Genomic DNA, 18,272 nt, shown 5'->3' with positions numbered 1-18,272 from the left:
GATATGAGTAGAGACGATAAATCTAAAGGTGGAAAATTTAGTGGAAGACAAGGTGGCGGTAAGACCAAGAAGTCTTTTGCACGCGGTAATGCGCCTATTAAAAAGCAGCAGTCAGCTCCTAAAACCCCTTCTAAGACCGATGGAATTCGTTTAAATAAATATATTGCCAATGCCGGGATTTGTTCCCGTCGTGATGCCGATATCTTTATTTCTGCCGGAAATGTGACCGTTAATGGGAATGTGGTAACCGAAATGGGCTTTAAAGTAGCTCCAACCGATGAGGTAAAATTTGACGGAAGAAGCGTTAATCCAGATAAGCCCGAATATTTTGTGTTGAACAAACCAAAAGGGATCTACGTAACCGGAAGTACCGAAAAAGGGGGGAAGACAGTTATGGATATTATGGCGAAAGCCACCAAAGCTAAACTGGATCCTGTTGGGAAATTAGATACCCAGGCAATGGGACTCTTACTTTTTACCAACGATGGTACCCTGGCTAAAAAACTTGGTAAACCGAAGAATGGAATTAGACAAATTTACCAGGTAAATTTAACAAAACCGCTTTCAGTAGAACATTTAGAGAAAATTAGAAATGGTATTTTTCTTGAAGATGGGAAAGTAAATATACAAGACGTTAGTTTTATTGCCGATAGACCTAAGAACGAAATTGGAATAGAAACTAAAAGTACCAAAAACCACGTAATTCAAAGAATGTTTAAAAGTATGGGCTTTGAAGTTGAAAAACTGGATCGTGTAGTTTTTGGCGGACTTACAAAAAAGGATCTGCCAAGAGGTCGTTTTAGAAGGCTTACAGATCAGGAGGTTATAAATTTAGGAATGCTCTAAAAAAAGTGATTCCGTATTAAGTTTTTTAATATTTTTGAACCGGATTAGGATATTCCTTCTCCGGTTTTTTATTTTGAATTTATAATGCACCTATTTAATTGACAGGAATTGATTACCTAAGCGCTGGGCGGTTTTCGTCTGCTAAAATTCTTTGTCTTAAGCCTTATCAGAGCTTGACTTTAAGCTCTTACCATTTTTTCTTAACATTAATTTACCAGTCATTCTTTTTGACCCGAAAAATTAATGCCTAATTTTTATCCTTATAACATATAAACCAAACAATTGAATACTAAATACAGCGATTTAATAGACCAGACCTATTACTTTCCGCAGGAGGAATTTACCCTGGAAGGAACCGAGTTAAAGTTTCACGACATAGATCTAATGGAGTTGATCAAAGAATATGGAGCTCCATTAAAATTCACCTATTTGCCTAAGATCTCCCAAAACATTCATAGAGCCAAAAAGTGGTTTGCCGATGCTATGGAAAAACACGATTATAAAGGGAATTATAATTATTGTTATTGTACCAAAAGTTCGCACTTTCAACACGTTTTAAATGAAGCTTTAAAGAACGATATCCATATTGAAACTTCTTCTGCCTTTGATATTAATATTGTGGAAGAATTAAAAGCATCTGGGAAAATTACCGATGATACTTATGTGCTTTGTAATGGCTTTAAACGCGACCAGTATATAGAAAACATTGCGCGCTTGCTTAATAATGGTCATAAGAACTGTATGCCCATTATAGACAATTATGAAGAGATAGATCTACTTTCAGAAAAGATAGAAGGGAAATTTCCTATTGGAATAAGGATTGCTTCAGAGGAAGAGCCAAAATTTGAATTCTATACATCCAGGCTTGGAATTGGTTATAAGAACATTGTTCCATTTTTCAATAAAAAGATAAAGGAAAACGAGCAGGTAGAACTAAAGATGTTGCATTTCTTTATCAATACCGGGATTAGAGATACAGCTTATTACTGGAACGAATTGCAAAAATGTTTACGGGTTTATGTAAGCTTAAAAAAAGTGTGTCCCGAGCTTGATAGTTTGAACATTGGCGGAGGATTTCCGGTAAAAAATTCACTTCATTTTGAGTACGATTATGCTTATATGGTAGATGAGATCATCAATCAGATAAAATTATATTGTGAAGAAGCCGAAGTTGATGTGCCCAATATTTTTACTGAATTTGGCAGTTTTACCGTGGGAGAAAGCGGTGGCGCCATCTACGAGATTTTGTATCAAAAACAGCAAAACGATCGTGAGAAATGGAATATGATCAATTCTTCATTTATCACCACCCTACCTGATACCTGGGCAATAAGCAAGAAATTCGTGATGTTGCCAATAAACCGTTGGAACGATGAGTATGAGCGGGTGTTACTTGGAGGTTTAACCTGCGATAGTGATGATTATTATAATTCAGAGCAGAACGTAAACGCTATTTATCTTCCTAAGTATAAAAAGGAGAAACCATTATATATTGGCTTTTTTAATACAGGAGCTTACCAGGAAACTATTGGTGGCTATGGTGGTTTACACCACTGTTTAATTCCGCAGCCAAAGCATTTATTAATAGATAAAGATGAAAATGGTAATATTAGCACTAAACTTTTCAGCGAGCAGCAGGATGCCGATGATATGCTGAAAATATTAGGCTATAATGGTCACAATTAAAAAATCAATAACTTTATATAACCAACAACCAATTAAGCATTTACAATGAACAAAAAGAATTACGCCGGAATACCAGATAAATATTCGCGCATAGATGATGCGAAAGTGGTATTGATCCCGGTTCCTTACGATGGTACCAGCACCTGGCAAAAAGGATCTGATAAAGGACCTGAAGCTTTTTTAGAAGCTTCAGAAAACATGGAACTTTATGATATAGAAACCCGTAGCGAAGTCTATAAAAAGGGAATTTATCTTGCACCACCGGTAACTGAAAATTCTTCTCCAGAGAAAATGGTGGAAGCAGTTTATAAAACCACTAAAAACTATTTAAAACAGGAGAAATTCGTTACCATTTTTGGCGGAGAACATTCTGTTTCTATTGGGACTATTCGTGCGTTTAATGAAAGTTTTGAAGACCTTACCGTTGTGCAATTAGATGCTCACGCCGATTTAAGACCAGAGTACGAAGGTTCTAGTTGTAATCACGCTTGCGCGGTTCACGAAGCCAGTAAGAAAACAAATTTGGTTCAGGTAGGAATTCGTTCTATGGATGTTTCAGAAGTAGAACATATGGACGAGAACCAGGTATATTTCGCTCACGATCTTTACGAAGACTGGCAGGATGATGCCATTGGACAAATGACGCCAAATGTATTTATCACTATAGATTTAGATGCCTTTGATCCTTCTATCTTGCCATCTACAGGTACGCCTGAACCAGGTGGACTTTTCTGGTATGAGACCCTGGAATTTCTTAAAATGATGTTCAAAAAGAAAAACGTAGTAGGTTTTGACATTGTAGAACTTTGCCCAAATAAAAATGAAAGATCATCAGATTTTCTTGCGGCCAAGTTGTATTATAAAATGTTGAGCTACAAATTTAAATATCAAAATTATAACGAAGAAGACGAAGATGAGTAAAGGAGCTATTTCCCAATTTATAGAAAAATATTATTTACATTTTAATTCGGCAGCTCTTGTAGATGCGGCCAAAGATTACGAAAAGCAACTTCAGGGCGGTTCTAAGATGTTAGTTTCACTTGCCGGTGCTATGAGTACAGCAGAGCTCGGTAAGATTTTTGCCGAAATGATACGCAAAGATAAAGTGCAAATCATTTCCTGTACCGGTGCCAATTTAGAGGAAGATGTGATGAACCTTGTGGCGCACTCACATTATAAGCGTGTGCCGAATTATCGCGATCTAACTCCGCAGGAAGAATGGGATCTATTGGAAAAAGGCCTTAATAGGGTTACCGATACCTGTATTCCGGAAGAAGAAGCTTTTAGAAGAATTCAGAAGCATATTGTAAAGATTTGGAAAGATGCCGAAGCTAATGGCGAACGCTATTTTCCGCATGAATTTCTGTATAAATTATTGCTTTCCGGGGTATTGGAAGAACACTACGAAATAGATTTAAAAGATTCCTGGATGTATGCCGCAGCCGAAAAGAATTTGCCGATCGTAGTTCCCGGTTGGGAAGATAGTACTTTGGGGAATATTTTTGCTTCCTATGTGCTTAAAGGTGAACTAAAAGCCAGTACCATGAAATCGGGAATTGAATATATGACGTTCCTTGCCGATTGGTATACCGATAATTCTAAGGACGGAATTGGATTCTTCCAAATTGGTGGCGGAATTGCCGGCGATTTCCCAATTTGCGTTGTGCCTATGCTTTATCAGGATATGGAGCGTACAGATACTCCTTTTTGGAGTTATTTCTGTCAAATATCAGATTCTACTACCAGTTATGGTTCTTATTCGGGAGCGGTTCCTAATGAGAAAATTACCTGGGGAAAACTAGATATAGATACTCCAAAGCATATAATAGAAAGTGACGCTACCATTGTAGCACCACTAGTTTTTGCTTATCTTCTGGATATGTAATTAACAAAGAATTATTAGAGGTTAAAGCTGTTCAATAAGACTTTTTATGTACTATTGAACAGCTTTTTTTATGGTCTTTTTTAAAATCCTCAATACGAAATATGAGTAGCAGTTGGTTTGTGTATGCGATTGGCTTTTTAGCCCAGCTTTTATTTTCCGCAAGGCTAATAATGCAATGGATTAAATCTGAAAAGACCAATAAGATTGAAACACCAACGCTCTTCTGGAAACTTAGTTTACAAGGCGCTGTATTGCTGTTTATTTATGGTTATTTGCGGGATGATATGGCAATTATGCTAGGCCAATTCTTAGTTTATGGTGGCTATTTTAGAAATCTTCAGCTTCAGGGAGAATGGGGTAGATCTGGAATCATGTTTAAGATTTATGTAATTACACTACCTATATTAATTGCACTTTATCTTTTCTTTTTTGGAGAATTAAATTGGTCAGATCTTATAAAAGGCGATAATATTTCTACCTGGCTTATTGTTCTCGGGATAGTTGGTCAACTCGTTTATACGGCTCGTTTTATTTACCAATGGATTCATGCAGAGAGAAACCAAGAATCAGATTTGCCGAAAAAGTTTTGGATTATTAGCCTGGTAGGCTCCAGTCTTATTTTAACCTATGGAATCTTTAGAAATGACCCGGTTTTAATTGCGGCACATTTCTTTGGAGGTATCGTTTATATCCGAAATCTATTTATAATACGGAATTCTGGTGAGTAATTTTGGTTTAAAGATCTCTATGAGAAAAATTCCTATAACAAGAACATATTCAATTGCAATTAACCAGTAATTTTCCTGAAATCCATTCTTTGTATAGGCCGAATAACTTAGCATTACCAGAAAAGACCATACCAAAGCAAACCTGAATCTAGCGAAAACCGAAAGCAAAAGCGGCGTGGCAATATACCAGGGATGCACTGTGGTAGCTAGAAGAAAATACGCTGAAACTCCCAGCAGCATAGTTTCAATTAGCTTTTGGGAAGAATTATTTCTTCGGAAAAAGGCGAGTCCGCAAAGAATTAAAATTACCATTAAGGGAAGGATTTTACCTGCGGTTGCGATAATATTGTAACCTTTCAGTTGAAATCCAATCCATCTAATCACATAATAAACACTCGCATTAAACTCGAATTTCTGAAACCAAAGCGCGATACTTGCTGAAAAATTAGAGATGAATTCCGAAGAAATAAAAGGCAGAAAACTTACTATAACTGCAACTCCAACTATTAGATAATAACCCAGCAGCTTTTTAAAATTCAGGCCGGGAATATCTGAATTTTCAATTTTTCTGTTTTTTATAAAATAATTCCATAAAAGCGGTAAAAATAGAAGCGGTAGCAATTTTACCGATACTGATATTCCTAATAAAATTGCGCTCCAAATCCATTTTTTTTGATGTAATAAATAGATTGACCAGGTTAAGAAGAATAGCATTACACCTTCAAAATGAAGATTTCCGGTGAGTTCTATAATGATAAAAGGATTTAGAATAAACCAGAAGATTTGATGCCCAGGCAGATTTAATTTTAGTAATAATTTTCTGCCGAAATATAGCGTTCCCAAATCGGCCAGGATGATGAAAAATCGCATTGCGACCACAGAACCCAAAACACTTTTCCCTCCTAAAAATGTTGAAATCGCAAACAAGAGTTGGTTTGCCGGTGGGTAGCTGGTGAAATTGCCTGCACTCAAACTACCCATTCCATTTATTAATTTTTGATTTGTCAGTTCGAGCGCAGTCGAGAACTCTTTTAAATCATTTGGAACGGACAAATAAGGATTTATTCCGTCCAGGATCAATTGTCCGTCCCAGATAAAACGGTAAAAATCTTGCGAAAGATTTGGCGTGGCTGCAATAAAAACGAACCGGAATAAAACTGCAACTCCTGCCAGGAACCAAAAATTGCTTTTTTTTAACTGAATAAGCTTAAAACTGATAAAAAATAAACCGGTATAAAGACTGATCAGTTTTATAAAATCAGCGCGGTTTAGGTCGTAAGCGAAAGACCAATAAAAAGCAATTCCTGTTAAGATTAGGAGAATAGAGAATTTATGATTTTTAAAGAAATCTTGCATTTTACTTTTCTTAATACGTCATCCTGAAATGAGTTCAGGATGACGATGACAGCAACTTTGAAGTTAACCTATGTAGGCTTTTAAATTCTAACCGATCTAAAAACCACAAACCCAAAACCTATAAAAAGCATCAGGTGAAAAATAGCCAGGCTAAAATCGTTCAGCATAAAAGCGCTATAGAGTCCGAAACCAAAATATAGCCATAAAGCGAATTCAACCCCAATGCTTAAAGAAAATTTCTGTTGAATATAAATATTCTTTTTCCAGGAATCATTTAGAGAACTTACATTGAATTTTGGAGTTCTAATAAAAGCCGATTTTTTCCCAAAATGTCCTTCCAAAACCGCCAGGGAATTGTGGACCGAAAACCCCATCGCTACCGAAAAGAACGTAAAAAACATTCCTATAAACTTCAAAAAGCTTTTAAAACTCTTCCCGTGAATTTTCGCGTAAGCCGCATAATAACACAAAAAGAATATTACTGTGCTCAGTAAAAAGAAAGCCACCAAATTAAAATACCAGCCAAACTGCGGATTATTGTTTTTAATAAATAAAACCGGAATACTTAAAACCGCCAGGACCAGGATGATTAAAAACATACTGGAATTTAGAAGATGAAAGAATGCGTGAAATTTTGTGCCAAACGGAACCGATTTGTCTTTAAGTAATTTCTTGAAGTTCTTTTTAAAATTCTCTGCAGCACCTTTATTCCATCTAAATTGTTGCGAACGTGCCGCGCTTATTGCCACCGGCAATTCGGCGGGAGTTTCTACATATTCCAGGTATTTAAATTTCCAGTGCTTTAGTTGAGCACGGTAGCTAAGGTCCAGGTCTTCGGTTAAGGTGTCTCCGCTCCAATTTCCCGCATCTAAAATGCATTCCTTCCGCCATATTCCTGCAGTGCCGTTAAAGTTGATAAAATGTCTCCCAAAATTACGGCCGGTTTGTTCCAGGATAAAATGAAAATCTAAAGCGAATGCTTGAATTTTAGTGAGCAGGGAATAATCTCGATTAATATGTCCCCAACGTGTTTGCACCACCCCAATTTCAGGATCTTTAAAATAGGGCACTGTTTGTAACAACCAATCTTTTTTCGGTAAAAAATCGGAATCAAAAATCGCGATAAACTCTCCTTTGGCGATTTTTAAACCTTCTTTTAGAGCACCTGCTTTAAAACCGCTGCGGTCTTTTCGGGTGATATGTTGGATGTCTAGACCGGTTGTTTGAATTTGATTTACCAGGCTTTTAATTTTCGCAACAGATTCATCGGTGGAATCGTCTAAAACCTGGATTTCTAATTTTTCACGAGGATAATCAATTTTAGCTATATTTTTCAGCAGACGTTCCACGACATAAAGTTCGTTGTAAAGTGGAAGCTGAATAGTGACGAAAGGAGTTTCAGAAGGATCTTTCAGGTTAAATTTTTCCGAAGCATCTACCTGTTTTTTAGCTTTTAGATAATTCAACAATAATTGCAGCTGCGAAATACTGTAGAAAAAAATAAGCAGCAGAGCAAGCGTGTATATAATGATAATGGCTAAATCCATTACTTAAAACTGTATTTAAAGATCCAACCCAAGATTTTTACTCCTGCAAAGATAGCACCTTTCACGGTTCCCGAAACCTTTGAAGTGCCAATCCTGTTTTTGTAATGTACGGGAACTTCAGTGTATGAAAATCCTTTTTTTATGGCTTTTAATTGCATCTCTACCGTCCAGCCGTAAGTTTTGTCCTGCATTTCGAGTTCTAGCAACTTATCGTATTTAATCGCACGAAATGGCCCCAGATCGGTAAACCTCGCATTAAAAAATAATTTCATTAGTGAAGTGGCCAACCAGTTTCCAAATATCTGCGGAAAGGTCATCGAGCCTTTTTCGCGCCATCTTTTAACCCTGGAGCCAATAACCAGATCTTTATTTTCCTTAATAATTGGAGCGATAATCTTAGTTAATTCGGCCGGGAAATCACTGTAATCCCCGTCGAGGAAAACAATAATATCTGGTTTAGTCCTGAGCTTGTCGAAGGATTGTTTTGATATATAATCCATTCCCTTTAAACAGGCGTAGCCGTAACCCTTGCGGTTTTCCTGTAGCACCGTGGCGCCGGCGTTTTTTGCATTTTCTTCGGTAGCATCGGTAGAATTGTTGCTTACCACAATGATTTCCTGAACAATTTCGGGAATTTCGGCAATGACTTTAGCTATGGACTCTTCTTCGTTATAAGCCGGAATAATTACTTTAATAACTTCAGAAGACTTGATTTTTTCAGCTTTAACTTTTTTAAAGGAAGTGTTATCTGGTTTATATTTCGGTTGATTATGCTTAGGTTCTAGATTTTCTTGCGGCATTTATTTCGATTTCTGGTTTACCAAATCCATTAGATCTACATCATTTCCTAACAGCACTTCTTCAGAATTTATACGTCCGTCCATATCGTCATTTTCAAGTTTTAAAACGCCACGCGGGCAAACTTCCGAGCAAATTCCGCAACCTACACAGCTGGAACGCACAATATTTTCTCCTTTTTGAGCATAAGCACGAACATCAATTCCCATTTCGCAATAGGTAGAGCAATTTCCGCAGGAAATACATTGGCCACCGTTGGTAGTAATTCTAAACCGTGAAAAAAGACGTTGCTGCATTCCTAAGATTGCCGCCATTGGGCAACCGTAACGGCACCAAACCCGGCTTCCAAATATCGGATAAAAGCCTACGCCAATTACACCAGAAAATGCAGCGCCAATTAAGAAGCCGTACCATTCTCTAAGTTGATAACCACCGAAGAAAAAGATATTCCCATTTCCGCTGAAATAATTGAGGCTTATTATTGACAAGATCACCACTAAATAACCAATAGCACCATATTTAGCATCTTTCGCTAATTCTTTGCGTTTAAAGATCATAATTACGGCAAAAAGCAAAGTAAGAAATCCGGCCGAACCCCAAAGGAAAACGTCTTTGGTAAGCCAGAAATCATTGGCGCTGTCGCCTAAAAATGAATATAACACCGCGATGGTCATTACGGTAACAAAAACCAAAACACTATGGATCACCCAGCGTTCAATTTTCCACGCATATTGAGATTTATTCGAAAGCTGGCGAAAAGGATCACCGGCGGTCTCGGCGAGCCCACCACAGCCACAAACCCAGCTGCAATACCATCGTTTGCCATATTTATAAGTTAAAATTGGGGTGATTACAAAAATGGAAATCAAACCAAAAGCTAGCATAATTACACCAACATTGCCTGCCGAAAGAAATTCGTTGATCTTATAATCGGTAAACAGATCGTAATTAAGCGGCCAGATATTAGCTGGATTATAGTAAGGCTGATTTAACCGAATTAAAATTTCAGGAATTAGAAATGCGAAACCTAACTGAAAAAACATCACCGAAAAGGTGCGAATTACTTCGTAGCGATTATTGCGATATTTGAGAATAAATTTATAGCCGAAAATTAGAATAGCCAGCGTATAAAGCGTGCCATAAACAAACCATTGACTGGCAGGATTTCCGCTAATGAATTGGCTTAACGGATCAAAAAGTGAGATGATTCCGGTATTTGCTCCGTCAGCTTTTAAACCTAAATATTGCGGATACCAATATAACACCACGTAAAAAAGCGTAAGGCTAATGCCCAGGATCCAGGCCCAAAATCCGCGCCCGCTAAGGGATTTAAACCAAACGCCATCATTTTTTATGCCTTGGTGTTTCCCTAGATAGAGATCGTTTGCAAAAATTATGGTGCCAACTGCGATAAGCCCTAAGGATAAACTTAGGAATAAAGTTTTATTCGGAAAATTCACATTGGCAACTGCAAGCAACAGGATAAAAAGGCCAACTAAACCTATGCCGCTTGCCAGTCTTTGAGTGGTAGAAAGTTTTGCCGGTGCTTCTGCCGTAAGAGACATGTTATGTTCTATTTTGCTCATGCTTTCTCTAGATTCTCTTTAAAACTTTTAAAAATGTCTTTCTCGTAACGAGTGTAAAATTCGGGATCAAAATTGGCTTGTTTTAGATTGGCCAACACGTGATCTATTTTTCTGTTTTCATTCAACCATTGATCGAAAACCTGGTGGCGCATCCTAATTCCAAAAGTGTTTATTCCAAGGAATTTATTGGACTTAGCATCAAAAGCGATGGTTAATGCCTTGGTATTATCTGTATGCTGCCAGTGAAAATGCATTTCATTTTCGCCCGGTTTTGCTGAAACATTGCCGTAAGTTTGATATTCAATATCGAAGAATTTAGCCGAATTAAACCAGTTTCCGGGTTTGTATTTCATAGCGTTTCCGGTTAAAGTTTGCGCCAGGGTTTCACCCATCATACGGCCGGCATACCAAACTGCTTCAATGGGTTTACGATGGGATAAAGGCTGCTTTAATTGCACACAATCGCCAATAGCGTATACATCTTTGATATTGGTTTGTAAGAATTCATCTACCAGAATTCCTTTATCGGTTTCCAGAGGTGTATTTTTAAGAAAATCTATATTTGGTCTAACGCCCGTGCAAAGGCCCACCAACTGGCATTCGATTTTTTCTCCGGAATTTGTTATTATAGATTTAACTCTTCCATTTTCATTAGCAACAATCTTATCCAGTTCTGTTTTCTCTCTAAGATCTACGCCGTGGGATTGGATATGTTTAGAAATCATTTTAGCATCCTGGATGGGCAAGACATTATGCCAAAAAGCTTCTTCCCGAATCAGGAAAGTAACTTCGATATTTCGGGTTTTGAGCATTTCGGCGAGTTCTACGCCAATAAGTCCGCCGCCAATTATTACTGCTTTTTTACAGTTTTTGGTGTTTTCTTCCAACAGCTCTAGATCCTGTTTAGAAACCAATCCCTGCACACCTTTTAAATCCTGACCTTCCCAACCGAATTTATTATAAACCGAACCTGTTGCCAGAACCAGCTTATCGTATTTCAGTGTTTCTTCCGAAGAAAAGTGCAATGTTTTTTCTTCAAAATTTATGGTCTCAACCCAGGCATTTTTTAATTCAATCCTATTTTTTTCCCAAAACCAGTCTTCATAAGGTTTTAAGTGATTCCATTTCATATGGCCCATATAAACATACATTAGGGCGGTGCGGGAAAAGAAATAATCGCTTTCCGCAGAAATCACGGTAATTTTTGCGCCGGAATTCTTCCTGATATGCCGCGCACAGGTAATTCCTGCGATCCCATTTCCTATAATTACAATATTTTCCATACGTGCTCGATAATCGAGATTTAAAAGCTCCAGGGCCTGCTTCGAAATTAAGTTATTATTTCTTATTTATTCTTTTGAATTTGTTCAAAGCAACTGTTCTTAAACAGATTTTATTACTTCCTTAAAAAGCTTTATCATATTTGGTTCTGCTTTTTCGGCCATTGCGATAATTTCTTCAATATTTACCGGTTTTAGGTTATCGGGATCGCCTTCATCTGTAATTACAGAAATTGCCGAAACCGGTAGTTTTAGATGATTGGCCACAATAATTTCGGGTACGGTACTCATTCCCACAGCATCTGCTCCCAAGACCTGCAGCATTCTATATTCGGCACGGGTTTCTAATTGCGGACCTAAAAGTGCTGCGTAGACTCCTTTGTGCAGTGTAATTCTTTCTTTTTTAGCGATAGTTTCAAATGTTTTGTTCATTTCGGCATCATACGGTGCGCTCATGTCTACAAAGCGTTCGCCCATTTGTGAAACTCCTTTAAAGGCTAAAGGGGAATCTCCCAGCAAATTAATATGATCGTCAATTAGCATAAGTTCTCCTTTTTTGAACTTCAAATTTACCGAGCCGGAAGCATTAGAAACCAGGAGTTTTTTTATACCCAGCTGGTGCATTATGCGCACAGGAAAAGTAAGATCTTGCATCGTGTAGCCTTCATACATATGAAAACGTCCCTGCATAACCATCACTTTCTTTCCTTCCAGTTCACCAAAAATCAATTTTCCTTTATGGAATTCTACCGTTGCAGTTGGGAAATGCGGAATATGATTGTAACTAACTTCGATTTCTATTTTTATCTCGTCTAAGAGCTGGCCTAAACCGGTGCCCAGGATTATTCCAATTTCAGGGTTTTTAAATCCTTTTTCTTTCAGGTATTTAGTAGTTTCCTGTATTTCTTTAATCATTTTTTAATATTTAAAAAATTGCTGAAAATCTTTATGATCTTTAATATCTGAATAATAATCTACATCGTTTCTGGCTTCAAGCAAAGCGATATTTTTTCCTTTTAAATCATTTAAAGTATCTTCCAAAACCGATGAGGTTCCCCATTTTTTATCTTCAAATACTTCCGGAAACAATTGATTCATTCCCAATAAATAATAGCCGCCATCTGTAGCGGGGCCAATTACCGCATCTTTTTCCTGAAGTAATTGAAAGGCTTTTTCCAGGTCTTCCTGCTGTAAATCGTAAAGATCGCTGCCAATAATTATAATATTTTGGTAGCCATTTTTAAAACCTTCTTGAAAGGCGTTTTTCATTCTTTCTCCCAGGCCTTTCCCTTTCTGAAGATTTTTAGAATAAATCTCTTTTTCCCAAATATCGTTTTTGGGAATTGCTTCAGAATAATATACTTCTTTGCTAACCGCCAGGTTTCTAGTAACCGAAACAGTGTGTTTCAGTAAGAAATTATAAATTTTAAATGCAGTTATATCGCCAACATCTTTGGCAATCCTGGTTTTTACTTTTCCCGGTTCTGGATTCCTGGTAAAGATAATTAATAAAGCTTCGGTAGGTTTAAGGCTCAAAGTTTAAAAATTTAAGAAGTGAAAATTATGCGACTGTTCCCTGGCAGCTACTTCCAGCGCCGGCAGTACAGCCGTAGCAATGTTGTGAAATTCTTATTTCCCGGTTATTGAGCAAATCTTCATTATAATCGCTAATATGCTGCACTTTGCTGTCTACTTTTAATTCTAACATCTGGTTAAAATCGCAGTCGTATAACCAGCCATCCCAACTCACCGAAATGGTATTGGTGCACATCACGCTTTCTACCGCGGCGGGGTTGTAGGCTTCAACCAGTGCATACATATAATCTTCATAATTCTCTGAAGCGATCAAAAATTCCAGAAACCTGCTTATAGGAAGGTTTGTAATAGCAAAAAGATTATCGAAATCTATATTGAAATCTTCTTTAAGTGCGGTTTTAAAATCCTGTTCCAGGGCTTGCTGGTTGGTTGGTAAAAAGGCGCCGGCGGGATTATAAACCAGGTCCAGTTTTAAATCTGTTTCTGGCTGTGCATAGCCCACAGCGTTAAGCATTTGTAGAGCTTTAATAGATTTATCAAAAACGCCATTTCCGCGCTGCTTATCTGTTTTTTCCTTTTTATAAAAGGGAAGTGAGGAAACTACGTGAACATTATATTTTTTGAAGAACTCTGGCAAATCATGGTATTTTTTGTTCGCCAGAATTATAGTAAGGTTAGACCGAACAATAAAATCTTTGATCCCTGCTTTAGAAGCTTCTTCTACAAACCACCTAAAATTCGGGTTCATTTCAGGAGCACCGCCGGTAAGATCTAAGGTATGGGCTTTAGTGGTTTTAATAACCTCCAGGCATTGCTGCATGATTTCTTTGGTCATAATTTCCTTTCGATCGGGGCCAGCGTCTACGTGACAATGCGAACAAACCTGGTTACACATATATCCTAAATTAAGCTGAAGGATTTCCAGTTTTTTAGGTTTCAAGGGGTAATTATCGGTTTTGGCAATTTTATCTTTGAAAAAGGGAAGTTCTCCTTCTTTAAAAATTCCGTTGCTTAAAAATTCAAGCTGGTTCTCTGGTTTAGAAAGATCGTTTTTTCTAGCCGATAAGGATTTTAGTAAAGCCATGTAAATGTTACAGTTAATGCTATTTGAAGAAAATGATTTGTAGAGCTTGAGGGTAAGATAAAAGCTTACATGCTCAATTTATCATATTTATTCATCATCTGTACGCCGTGTACAAGGGTAGCTCCACTTTCAATCGCGGCACCAGCATGCACGGCTTCCATCATTTCCTCTTTGGTGATTCCTCTTTGTAAACCGTCTTTAGTATAGGCATCAATACAGTAAGGACATTTTACCACGTGAGAAACGGCAAGAGCTATCAGAGATTTTTCCCTGGCGGAAAGAGCTCCTTCTTCAAAAACTTTTCCGTAGTAATCAAAAAATTTATTTCCTAAGTCTTCGCTCCACTCGGTTATTTTACCAAATTTTCTCAGATCATCGGGATTGTAATAAGTCTTAGCCATAGCAGTTAATAGGTTTTAGTTATTTTGGTCTAAAATATCTATTAATACTTACGTAGCCAATGAATTTTAAGCGAAATGGCAGGTATTCGATCTTGTTTTGAAAATTCTAAAGCTGAAAATTTCTTTAAAAGAGAATCGTAAAATGGTAGAAATGGAAGTTACTTTCTCCTAACCGTTTTGATAATTTTTTTCACAAAAAACACAGAGACTGCGAGAATAGCCAGAATTTCTAAGCCCAAAAATATATAAATAAGATCCATAGTTGGTTGGTGTTTAGGACCTAACCTTTGAAGGCGAGGGCATTGTTGTTAAGATGTAAATATCTGATTCTTAATTTGTTTTGCTTGCCGCTATTCGAATAAAAGTTACTGTTTATAATTTACATTAGGCTACAATTACGTATTTTAACCCTACCAAAATAGCCTGCTGAAAATTTGCAGTATCACCACTAAGCCTGGTCTAAAATTAAAATGTTAATGACTTTTAATGGTATGTTTGCCAAGTGTTTTATCTTTACATTAATTTTTAAAGGTTAATTCTATTAATAATGAGTGAATTAACAGAAGTATTAAGAAATAAGAAATTGATTTACAGGGGCTTCCCCTAGAATTAGATTTATGAGAATAGATGTTAAAACTTTACCGGTAGAAGAAATCATTCAAGATATTTCTGAAAGTTTGGGGGCACCGGTTGAAAATGGGAGCGGAGAGCATACTATAGAGCTGCCGGAACATATAGGGGAAGGATATATTAGAGGAATCAGTTTTGATTCGGGTATGGGGTTTATCACTTACAATTGTAAGTTTTATGAAGATGTAAAAATATATTTTGCACTTAATACGGTTCATCCGCTTAAATTTATATTTTGTTCAGCCGGGTCTGCCGGCCACTCATTTCAGGATACCGAAAAGGTTAATGATATAAAAACTTACCAAAACATTATTGTTTCCAGTAGTGGTTACAATGGTCACGTGCTTTATTTTAAAGCTAATGAGGCCACACACGTTTCAAGTTTAGAAATAATTAGGTCGGTCTTTGCCCATCGCAGAAATTATGATTTCAAAGATCTTGATCCAACTTTAAAAGAGCTGTTTCAGGATGCAGTATCAGAAAAACAATTTTTCTACCAGGGGAATTATAGTATTAAAGCTGCCGATATCATGAACGAAATTAATACTAAAGATTTTACTGGATTTCTTCGTTCGTTATATCTGGAGGCAAAGGCCTTTCAAATGCTGGTGATACAGATCTCTCAATACGAAGATGATGAATCTGGAGATAAACTTCCGCAGATTTTGCGACAGTCAGATATTGAAAAAGTAGATTATGTGGTAAAACGCATTCAGGGTGATTTGGGAAGCAATTTAACGGTAGAAGCCCTGGCTAAAGAGGCAGGCACTAATGTAAATAAACTTCAGGAAGGCTTTAAGTATGTTTACGATCTTACCGTGAATAAATATATGCAGCATAAAAAGCTGGAGGCAGCCAAAGAAATGCTGATGACCACCGAAAAGAATATTTCTGAAATTGTTACTTCAATTGGTTTGAATAATCGCAGTTATTTCTCGAAGATCTTTAAAGAAAAATATGGTGTTAATCCCAAATATTTTTTGAAAACAAGGAAAACGTTAGACGATTAATCTTCCAGAATAATATCCTTAACCTGCGATAAATAGCTTCGGCCAATAACATATCTTTTGCCATTAATCTCTAGGCTATTGCCTTCTAAAGCTTCAATCTTATCGAGAGAAACCGTATAAGATCTATGTATCCTAATAAACCTATTTGAAGGCAAACTTTCGGTAAAACTGCTTAAGGTTTGATGAATAATATAATTCTTGTTAGGCGTAATAACTTTGATATAATCTTTTAGACTTTCTACCAACAGAATGTCATTTAGGTAAACCTTTTTCATCTTTTTCTTATTGATTTTTAAAAAAAGATGTTTGTTTTTCCAGGAATCGTTTTCGGCTTTGTTTTCTTCGCAATTCTTTATCGCCTTATTTACTGCTTTTAAAAACCGGGGAAACGGTATGGGTTTTACAAGATAATCCAGGATTTCAAGTTCATAGCCTTTAACGGCATATTCTTCGTGCGCCGTGGTAATAATTACCTGGGGTTTATTGCTTAAACTTTTTAGGAAACTGTAACCGTCTAAAACAGGCATGTTTATGTCTAAAAACATAAGATCTACTTCATTTTCCTGCAAAAATTCCAGGCTGTCTAAAGCGCTATTAAAGCTTGCCATTATTTCCAGGCCTTTTATTTGGGAGATATAGTTTTTAATTACATCTACCGCTAAAGGCTCATCATCTATAATTACACATTTCAGCATCATTTCAATTTTAACTTTAGGTCAACCAAAAACTCGGTTTCTTTTTTAGTAATTTTTAGGTCGTAATCTTCTCTATTATACCCAAGATTGAGACGTTTTTTTACATTTAAGATCCCGATACCTCCCGGTTGTTTTTCAATATTTTGAGAATGATAGGTTTTAATTTCTTCTTCATCTGGAAGGCTGTTGCAGGTTCTAAAGTACAAAATATCATTTTTAATGATCAGTTCTATTTTGATAACAACTTCTTTAGTACTTCTGTTCGCTCCGTGCTTAAAAGCATTTTCAATAAATGGAATAAGGAGCATTGGCGGTAACTTCTTGTTTTCTGTGCTTCCTTCAATTTTTAGCTGTATACTTAACTTCTCGCCATACCTGATTCTTTCAAGGTCCAGGTAATTTTTAATGCATTTAATTTCTTTTTCTAAACATTGAAGATTCGGTTTTGTCTCATAAAGTAAATACCGCATTAATTCTGAAAGTTTTAAAATCGTTTCAGGAGTTTTATTCGATTTGCTAAGACTAAGCGAATAAATATTATTTAAAGTATTGAAAAAGAAATGTGGTGAGATTTGTGATCGTAAAAACCTTAATTCGGTTTCTAGCTGAGTTTTCTCAAGTTTAGCCGCTCTTTTATTTTCACTCATCCAGTCTATGGTGATCTTTATTGCGGTAACAAAAGAAATTACATACAACTCGCCCAGCATCATAACCAGCACATAATTAAAACTGAAAGTAGATGTTTCTTCGGGGCCCTCGGGCCAAACATTATTGCTTATAAGAAGATAGGTGAGTTCAAATTTGAGAAACACCATTAAAAAAATAGATAATATTAAAATCGAGATAAACCAAAAGAACTTTCTGGTATAAATAAACTTAGGAATAAGCAGGTAAATAGTGAAATAGCATAGCGCCATGTGAATAGGGAAACCCAACAAGTTTGCTTTAAGCGAATAGAGATAATCGCCATAATAACTTCCCCATCTAAGTGCATTAAAAATAAAATAGACAGACCAGAAAATTATATGATGCAAAGTGGAGATTTGGTAACCCCATCTTTCATTTAAAAAAAAGCTTCTTTTAAAACGTTTTCGTAGTGACATGGAATGGAAAAAGATAGATTTTAGCTATTCGGCTTTTCTTAAATGTTGTTTGTCTAATATTATTTTTTTCGTTGCTGAATATATAAATATTTATGAAATAT

17 protein-coding genes are annotated in these 18,272 nt (G+C 36.6%); 6 read left to right on the top strand and 11 right to left on the bottom strand.

The features are described 5' to 3' along the window. Positions 1-3: 3 nt before the first annotated feature. The 5 genes from APB85_RS03480 (at position 4) to APB85_RS03460 (ending at position 5,145) form a co-directional block, all read left to right on the top strand. A complete protein-coding gene (locus APB85_RS03480; RefSeq protein ID WP_057482929.1) occupies positions 4-846 on the top strand; it encodes a pseudouridine synthase in 843 nt (280 codons plus the stop codon). A 282-nt stretch (positions 847-1,128) separates the two neighbouring features. Continuing rightward, complete coding sequence (locus APB85_RS03475) at positions 1,129-2,532, top strand: arginine decarboxylase (RefSeq protein WP_057482930.1); 1,404 nt, start codon at positions 1,129-1,131, stop codon at positions 2,530-2,532. A gap of 45 nt (positions 2,533-2,577) precedes the next feature. Then, positions 2,578-3,453: an agmatinase gene (speB, locus tag APB85_RS03470; RefSeq protein WP_057482931.1), complete on the top strand. Its 876-nt coding sequence runs from the start codon at positions 2,578-2,580 to the stop codon at positions 3,451-3,453. After that, positions 3,446-4,417 carry a deoxyhypusine synthase family protein gene (locus APB85_RS03465; RefSeq protein WP_057482932.1) on the top strand — a complete coding sequence of 324 codons (972 nt, stop codon included), beginning with the start codon at positions 3,446-3,448 and terminating at the stop codon, positions 4,415-4,417. The genes speB and APB85_RS03465 overlap by 8 nt, the downstream gene beginning before the upstream one ends. A 101-nt stretch (positions 4,418-4,518) precedes the next feature. Next, positions 4,519-5,145 (top strand): lipid-A-disaccharide synthase N-terminal domain-containing protein, encoded by a 627-nt coding sequence (locus tag APB85_RS03460; RefSeq protein ID WP_057482933.1) that lies wholly within the window; start codon positions 4,519-4,521, stop codon positions 5,143-5,145. On the opposite strand, the gene APB85_RS03455 is transcribed toward APB85_RS03460, so the two are convergent. The 9 genes from APB85_RS03455 to APB85_RS03415 form a co-directional block, all read right to left on the bottom strand. After that, complete coding sequence (locus APB85_RS03455; protein WP_057482934.1) at positions 5,116-6,501, bottom strand: glycosyltransferase 87 family protein; 1,386 nt, start codon at positions 6,499-6,501, stop codon at positions 5,116-5,118. The genes APB85_RS03460 and APB85_RS03455 overlap by 30 nt on opposite strands. 80 nt (positions 6,502-6,581) lie before the next feature. Beyond that, positions 6,582-8,048 carry a cellulose synthase family protein gene (locus APB85_RS03450; protein ID WP_057482935.1) on the bottom strand — a complete coding sequence of 489 codons (1,467 nt, stop codon included), beginning with the start codon at positions 8,046-8,048 and terminating at the stop codon, positions 6,582-6,584. Continuing rightward, positions 8,048-8,848: a glycosyltransferase family 2 protein gene (locus APB85_RS03445; protein ID WP_083482229.1), complete on the bottom strand. Its 801-nt coding sequence runs from the start codon at positions 8,846-8,848 to the stop codon at positions 8,048-8,050. The genes APB85_RS03450 and APB85_RS03445 overlap by 1 nt, the downstream gene beginning before the upstream one ends. After that, positions 8,849-10,432, bottom strand: a complete 1,584-nt coding sequence (locus APB85_RS03440; RefSeq protein WP_057482936.1) for a 4Fe-4S binding protein — start codon at positions 10,430-10,432, stop codon at positions 8,849-8,851. It lies immediately after the preceding gene. Beyond that, the gene (locus APB85_RS03435; RefSeq protein WP_057482937.1) at positions 10,429-11,715 is read right to left on the bottom strand and encodes an NAD(P)/FAD-dependent oxidoreductase; all 1,287 of its coding nucleotides are present in this window, start codon (positions 11,713-11,715) and stop codon (positions 10,429-10,431) included. The genes APB85_RS03440 and APB85_RS03435 overlap by 4 nt, the downstream gene beginning before the upstream one ends. 99 nt (positions 11,716-11,814) lie before the next feature. After that, positions 11,815-12,627, bottom strand: a complete 813-nt coding sequence (locus APB85_RS03430) for a purine-nucleoside phosphorylase (RefSeq protein ID WP_057482938.1) — start codon at positions 12,625-12,627, stop codon at positions 11,815-11,817. 3 nt (positions 12,628-12,630) lie between these two features. Further along, positions 12,631-13,248 carry a TIGR04282 family arsenosugar biosynthesis glycosyltransferase gene (locus APB85_RS03425; RefSeq protein WP_057482939.1) on the bottom strand — a complete coding sequence of 206 codons (618 nt, stop codon included), beginning with the start codon at positions 13,246-13,248 and terminating at the stop codon, positions 12,631-12,633. 25 nt (positions 13,249-13,273) lie between these two features. Beyond that, the gene (arsS, locus tag APB85_RS03420; protein ID WP_057482940.1) at positions 13,274-14,332 is read right to left on the bottom strand and encodes an arsenosugar biosynthesis radical SAM (seleno)protein ArsS; all 1,059 of its coding nucleotides are present in this window, start codon (positions 14,330-14,332) and stop codon (positions 13,274-13,276) included. A 65-nt stretch (positions 14,333-14,397) separates the two neighbouring features. After that, positions 14,398-14,733 carry an arsenosugar biosynthesis-associated peroxidase-like protein gene (locus tag APB85_RS03415; RefSeq protein WP_057482941.1) on the bottom strand — a complete coding sequence of 112 codons (336 nt, stop codon included), beginning with the start codon at positions 14,731-14,733 and terminating at the stop codon, positions 14,398-14,400. Positions 14,734-15,350: 617 nt separating this feature from the next. Between APB85_RS03415 and APB85_RS03410 the strand changes: the two genes are divergently transcribed. Further along, a complete protein-coding gene (locus APB85_RS03410; protein WP_057482942.1) occupies positions 15,351-16,373 on the top strand; it encodes a helix-turn-helix domain-containing protein in 1,023 nt (340 codons plus the stop codon). Here APB85_RS03410 and APB85_RS03405 read toward each other — a convergent pair. Next, entirely contained in the window at positions 16,370-17,071 is a 702-nt protein-coding gene (locus APB85_RS03405) for a LytR/AlgR family response regulator transcription factor (RefSeq protein WP_057482943.1), read from the bottom strand. The two genes, APB85_RS03410 and APB85_RS03405, sit on opposite strands and share 4 nt — an antisense overlap. Continuing rightward, positions 17,068-18,102, bottom strand: coding sequence for a sensor histidine kinase (locus APB85_RS03400; protein ID WP_308430014.1), 1,035 nt, complete (start codon positions 18,100-18,102; stop codon positions 17,068-17,070). Before APB85_RS03400 ends, APB85_RS03405 begins: the two co-directional genes overlap by 4 nt. Positions 18,103-18,272: the final 170 nt, after the last annotated feature.

It is taken from the genome of Salegentibacter mishustinae, assembly GCF_002900095.1.
In the GTDB taxonomy this organism is placed as follows: domain Bacteria; phylum Bacteroidota; class Bacteroidia; order Flavobacteriales; family Flavobacteriaceae; genus Salegentibacter; species Salegentibacter mishustinae.
This window is presented reverse-complemented; position numbering and strand designations above follow the sequence as displayed.

What these genes read in the sequence shown, in the direction of transcription:
- APB85_RS03480 (WP_057482929.1), top strand. Translation starts at nt 4, where the DNA reads ATGAGTAGAGACGATAAATCTAAAGGTGGAAAATTTAGTGGAAGACAA.
- speB (WP_057482931.1), top strand. Translation starts at nt 2,578, where the DNA reads ATGAACAAAAAGAATTACGCCGGAATACCAGATAAATATTCGCGCATA.
- APB85_RS03465 (WP_057482932.1), top strand. Translation starts at nt 3,446, where the DNA reads ATGAGTAAAGGAGCTATTTCCCAATTTATAGAAAAATATTATTTACAT.
- APB85_RS03460 (WP_057482933.1), top strand. Translation starts at nt 4,519, where the DNA reads ATGAGTAGCAGTTGGTTTGTGTATGCGATTGGCTTTTTAGCCCAGCTT.
- APB85_RS03455 (WP_057482934.1), bottom strand. Translation starts at nt 6,501, where the DNA reads ATGCAAGATTTCTTTAAAAATCATAAATTCTCTATTCTCCTAATCTTA.
- APB85_RS03450 (WP_057482935.1), bottom strand. Translation starts at nt 8,048, where the DNA reads ATGGATTTAGCCATTATCATTATATACACGCTTGCTCTGCTGCTTATT.
- APB85_RS03445 (WP_083482229.1), bottom strand. Translation starts at nt 8,848, where the DNA reads ATGCCGCAAGAAAATCTAGAACCTAAGCATAATCAACCGAAATATAAA.
- APB85_RS03440 (WP_057482936.1), bottom strand. Translation starts at nt 10,432, where the DNA reads ATGAGCAAAATAGAACATAACATGTCTCTTACGGCAGAAGCACCGGCA.
- APB85_RS03435 (WP_057482937.1), bottom strand. Translation starts at nt 11,715, where the DNA reads ATGGAAAATATTGTAATTATAGGAAATGGGATCGCAGGAATTACCTGT.
- APB85_RS03430 (WP_057482938.1), bottom strand. Translation starts at nt 12,627, where the DNA reads ATGATTAAAGAAATACAGGAAACTACTAAATACCTGAAAGAAAAAGGA.
- arsS (WP_057482940.1), bottom strand. Translation starts at nt 14,332, where the DNA reads ATGGCTTTACTAAAATCCTTATCGGCTAGAAAAAACGATCTTTCTAAA.
- APB85_RS03415 (WP_057482941.1), bottom strand. Translation starts at nt 14,733, where the DNA reads ATGGCTAAGACTTATTACAATCCCGATGATCTGAGAAAATTTGGTAAA.
- APB85_RS03410 (WP_057482942.1), top strand. Translation starts at nt 15,351, where the DNA reads ATGAGAATAGATGTTAAAACTTTACCGGTAGAAGAAATCATTCAAGAT.
- APB85_RS03405 (WP_057482943.1), bottom strand. Translation starts at nt 17,071, where the DNA reads ATGATGCTGAAATGTGTAATTATAGATGATGAGCCTTTAGCGGTAGAT.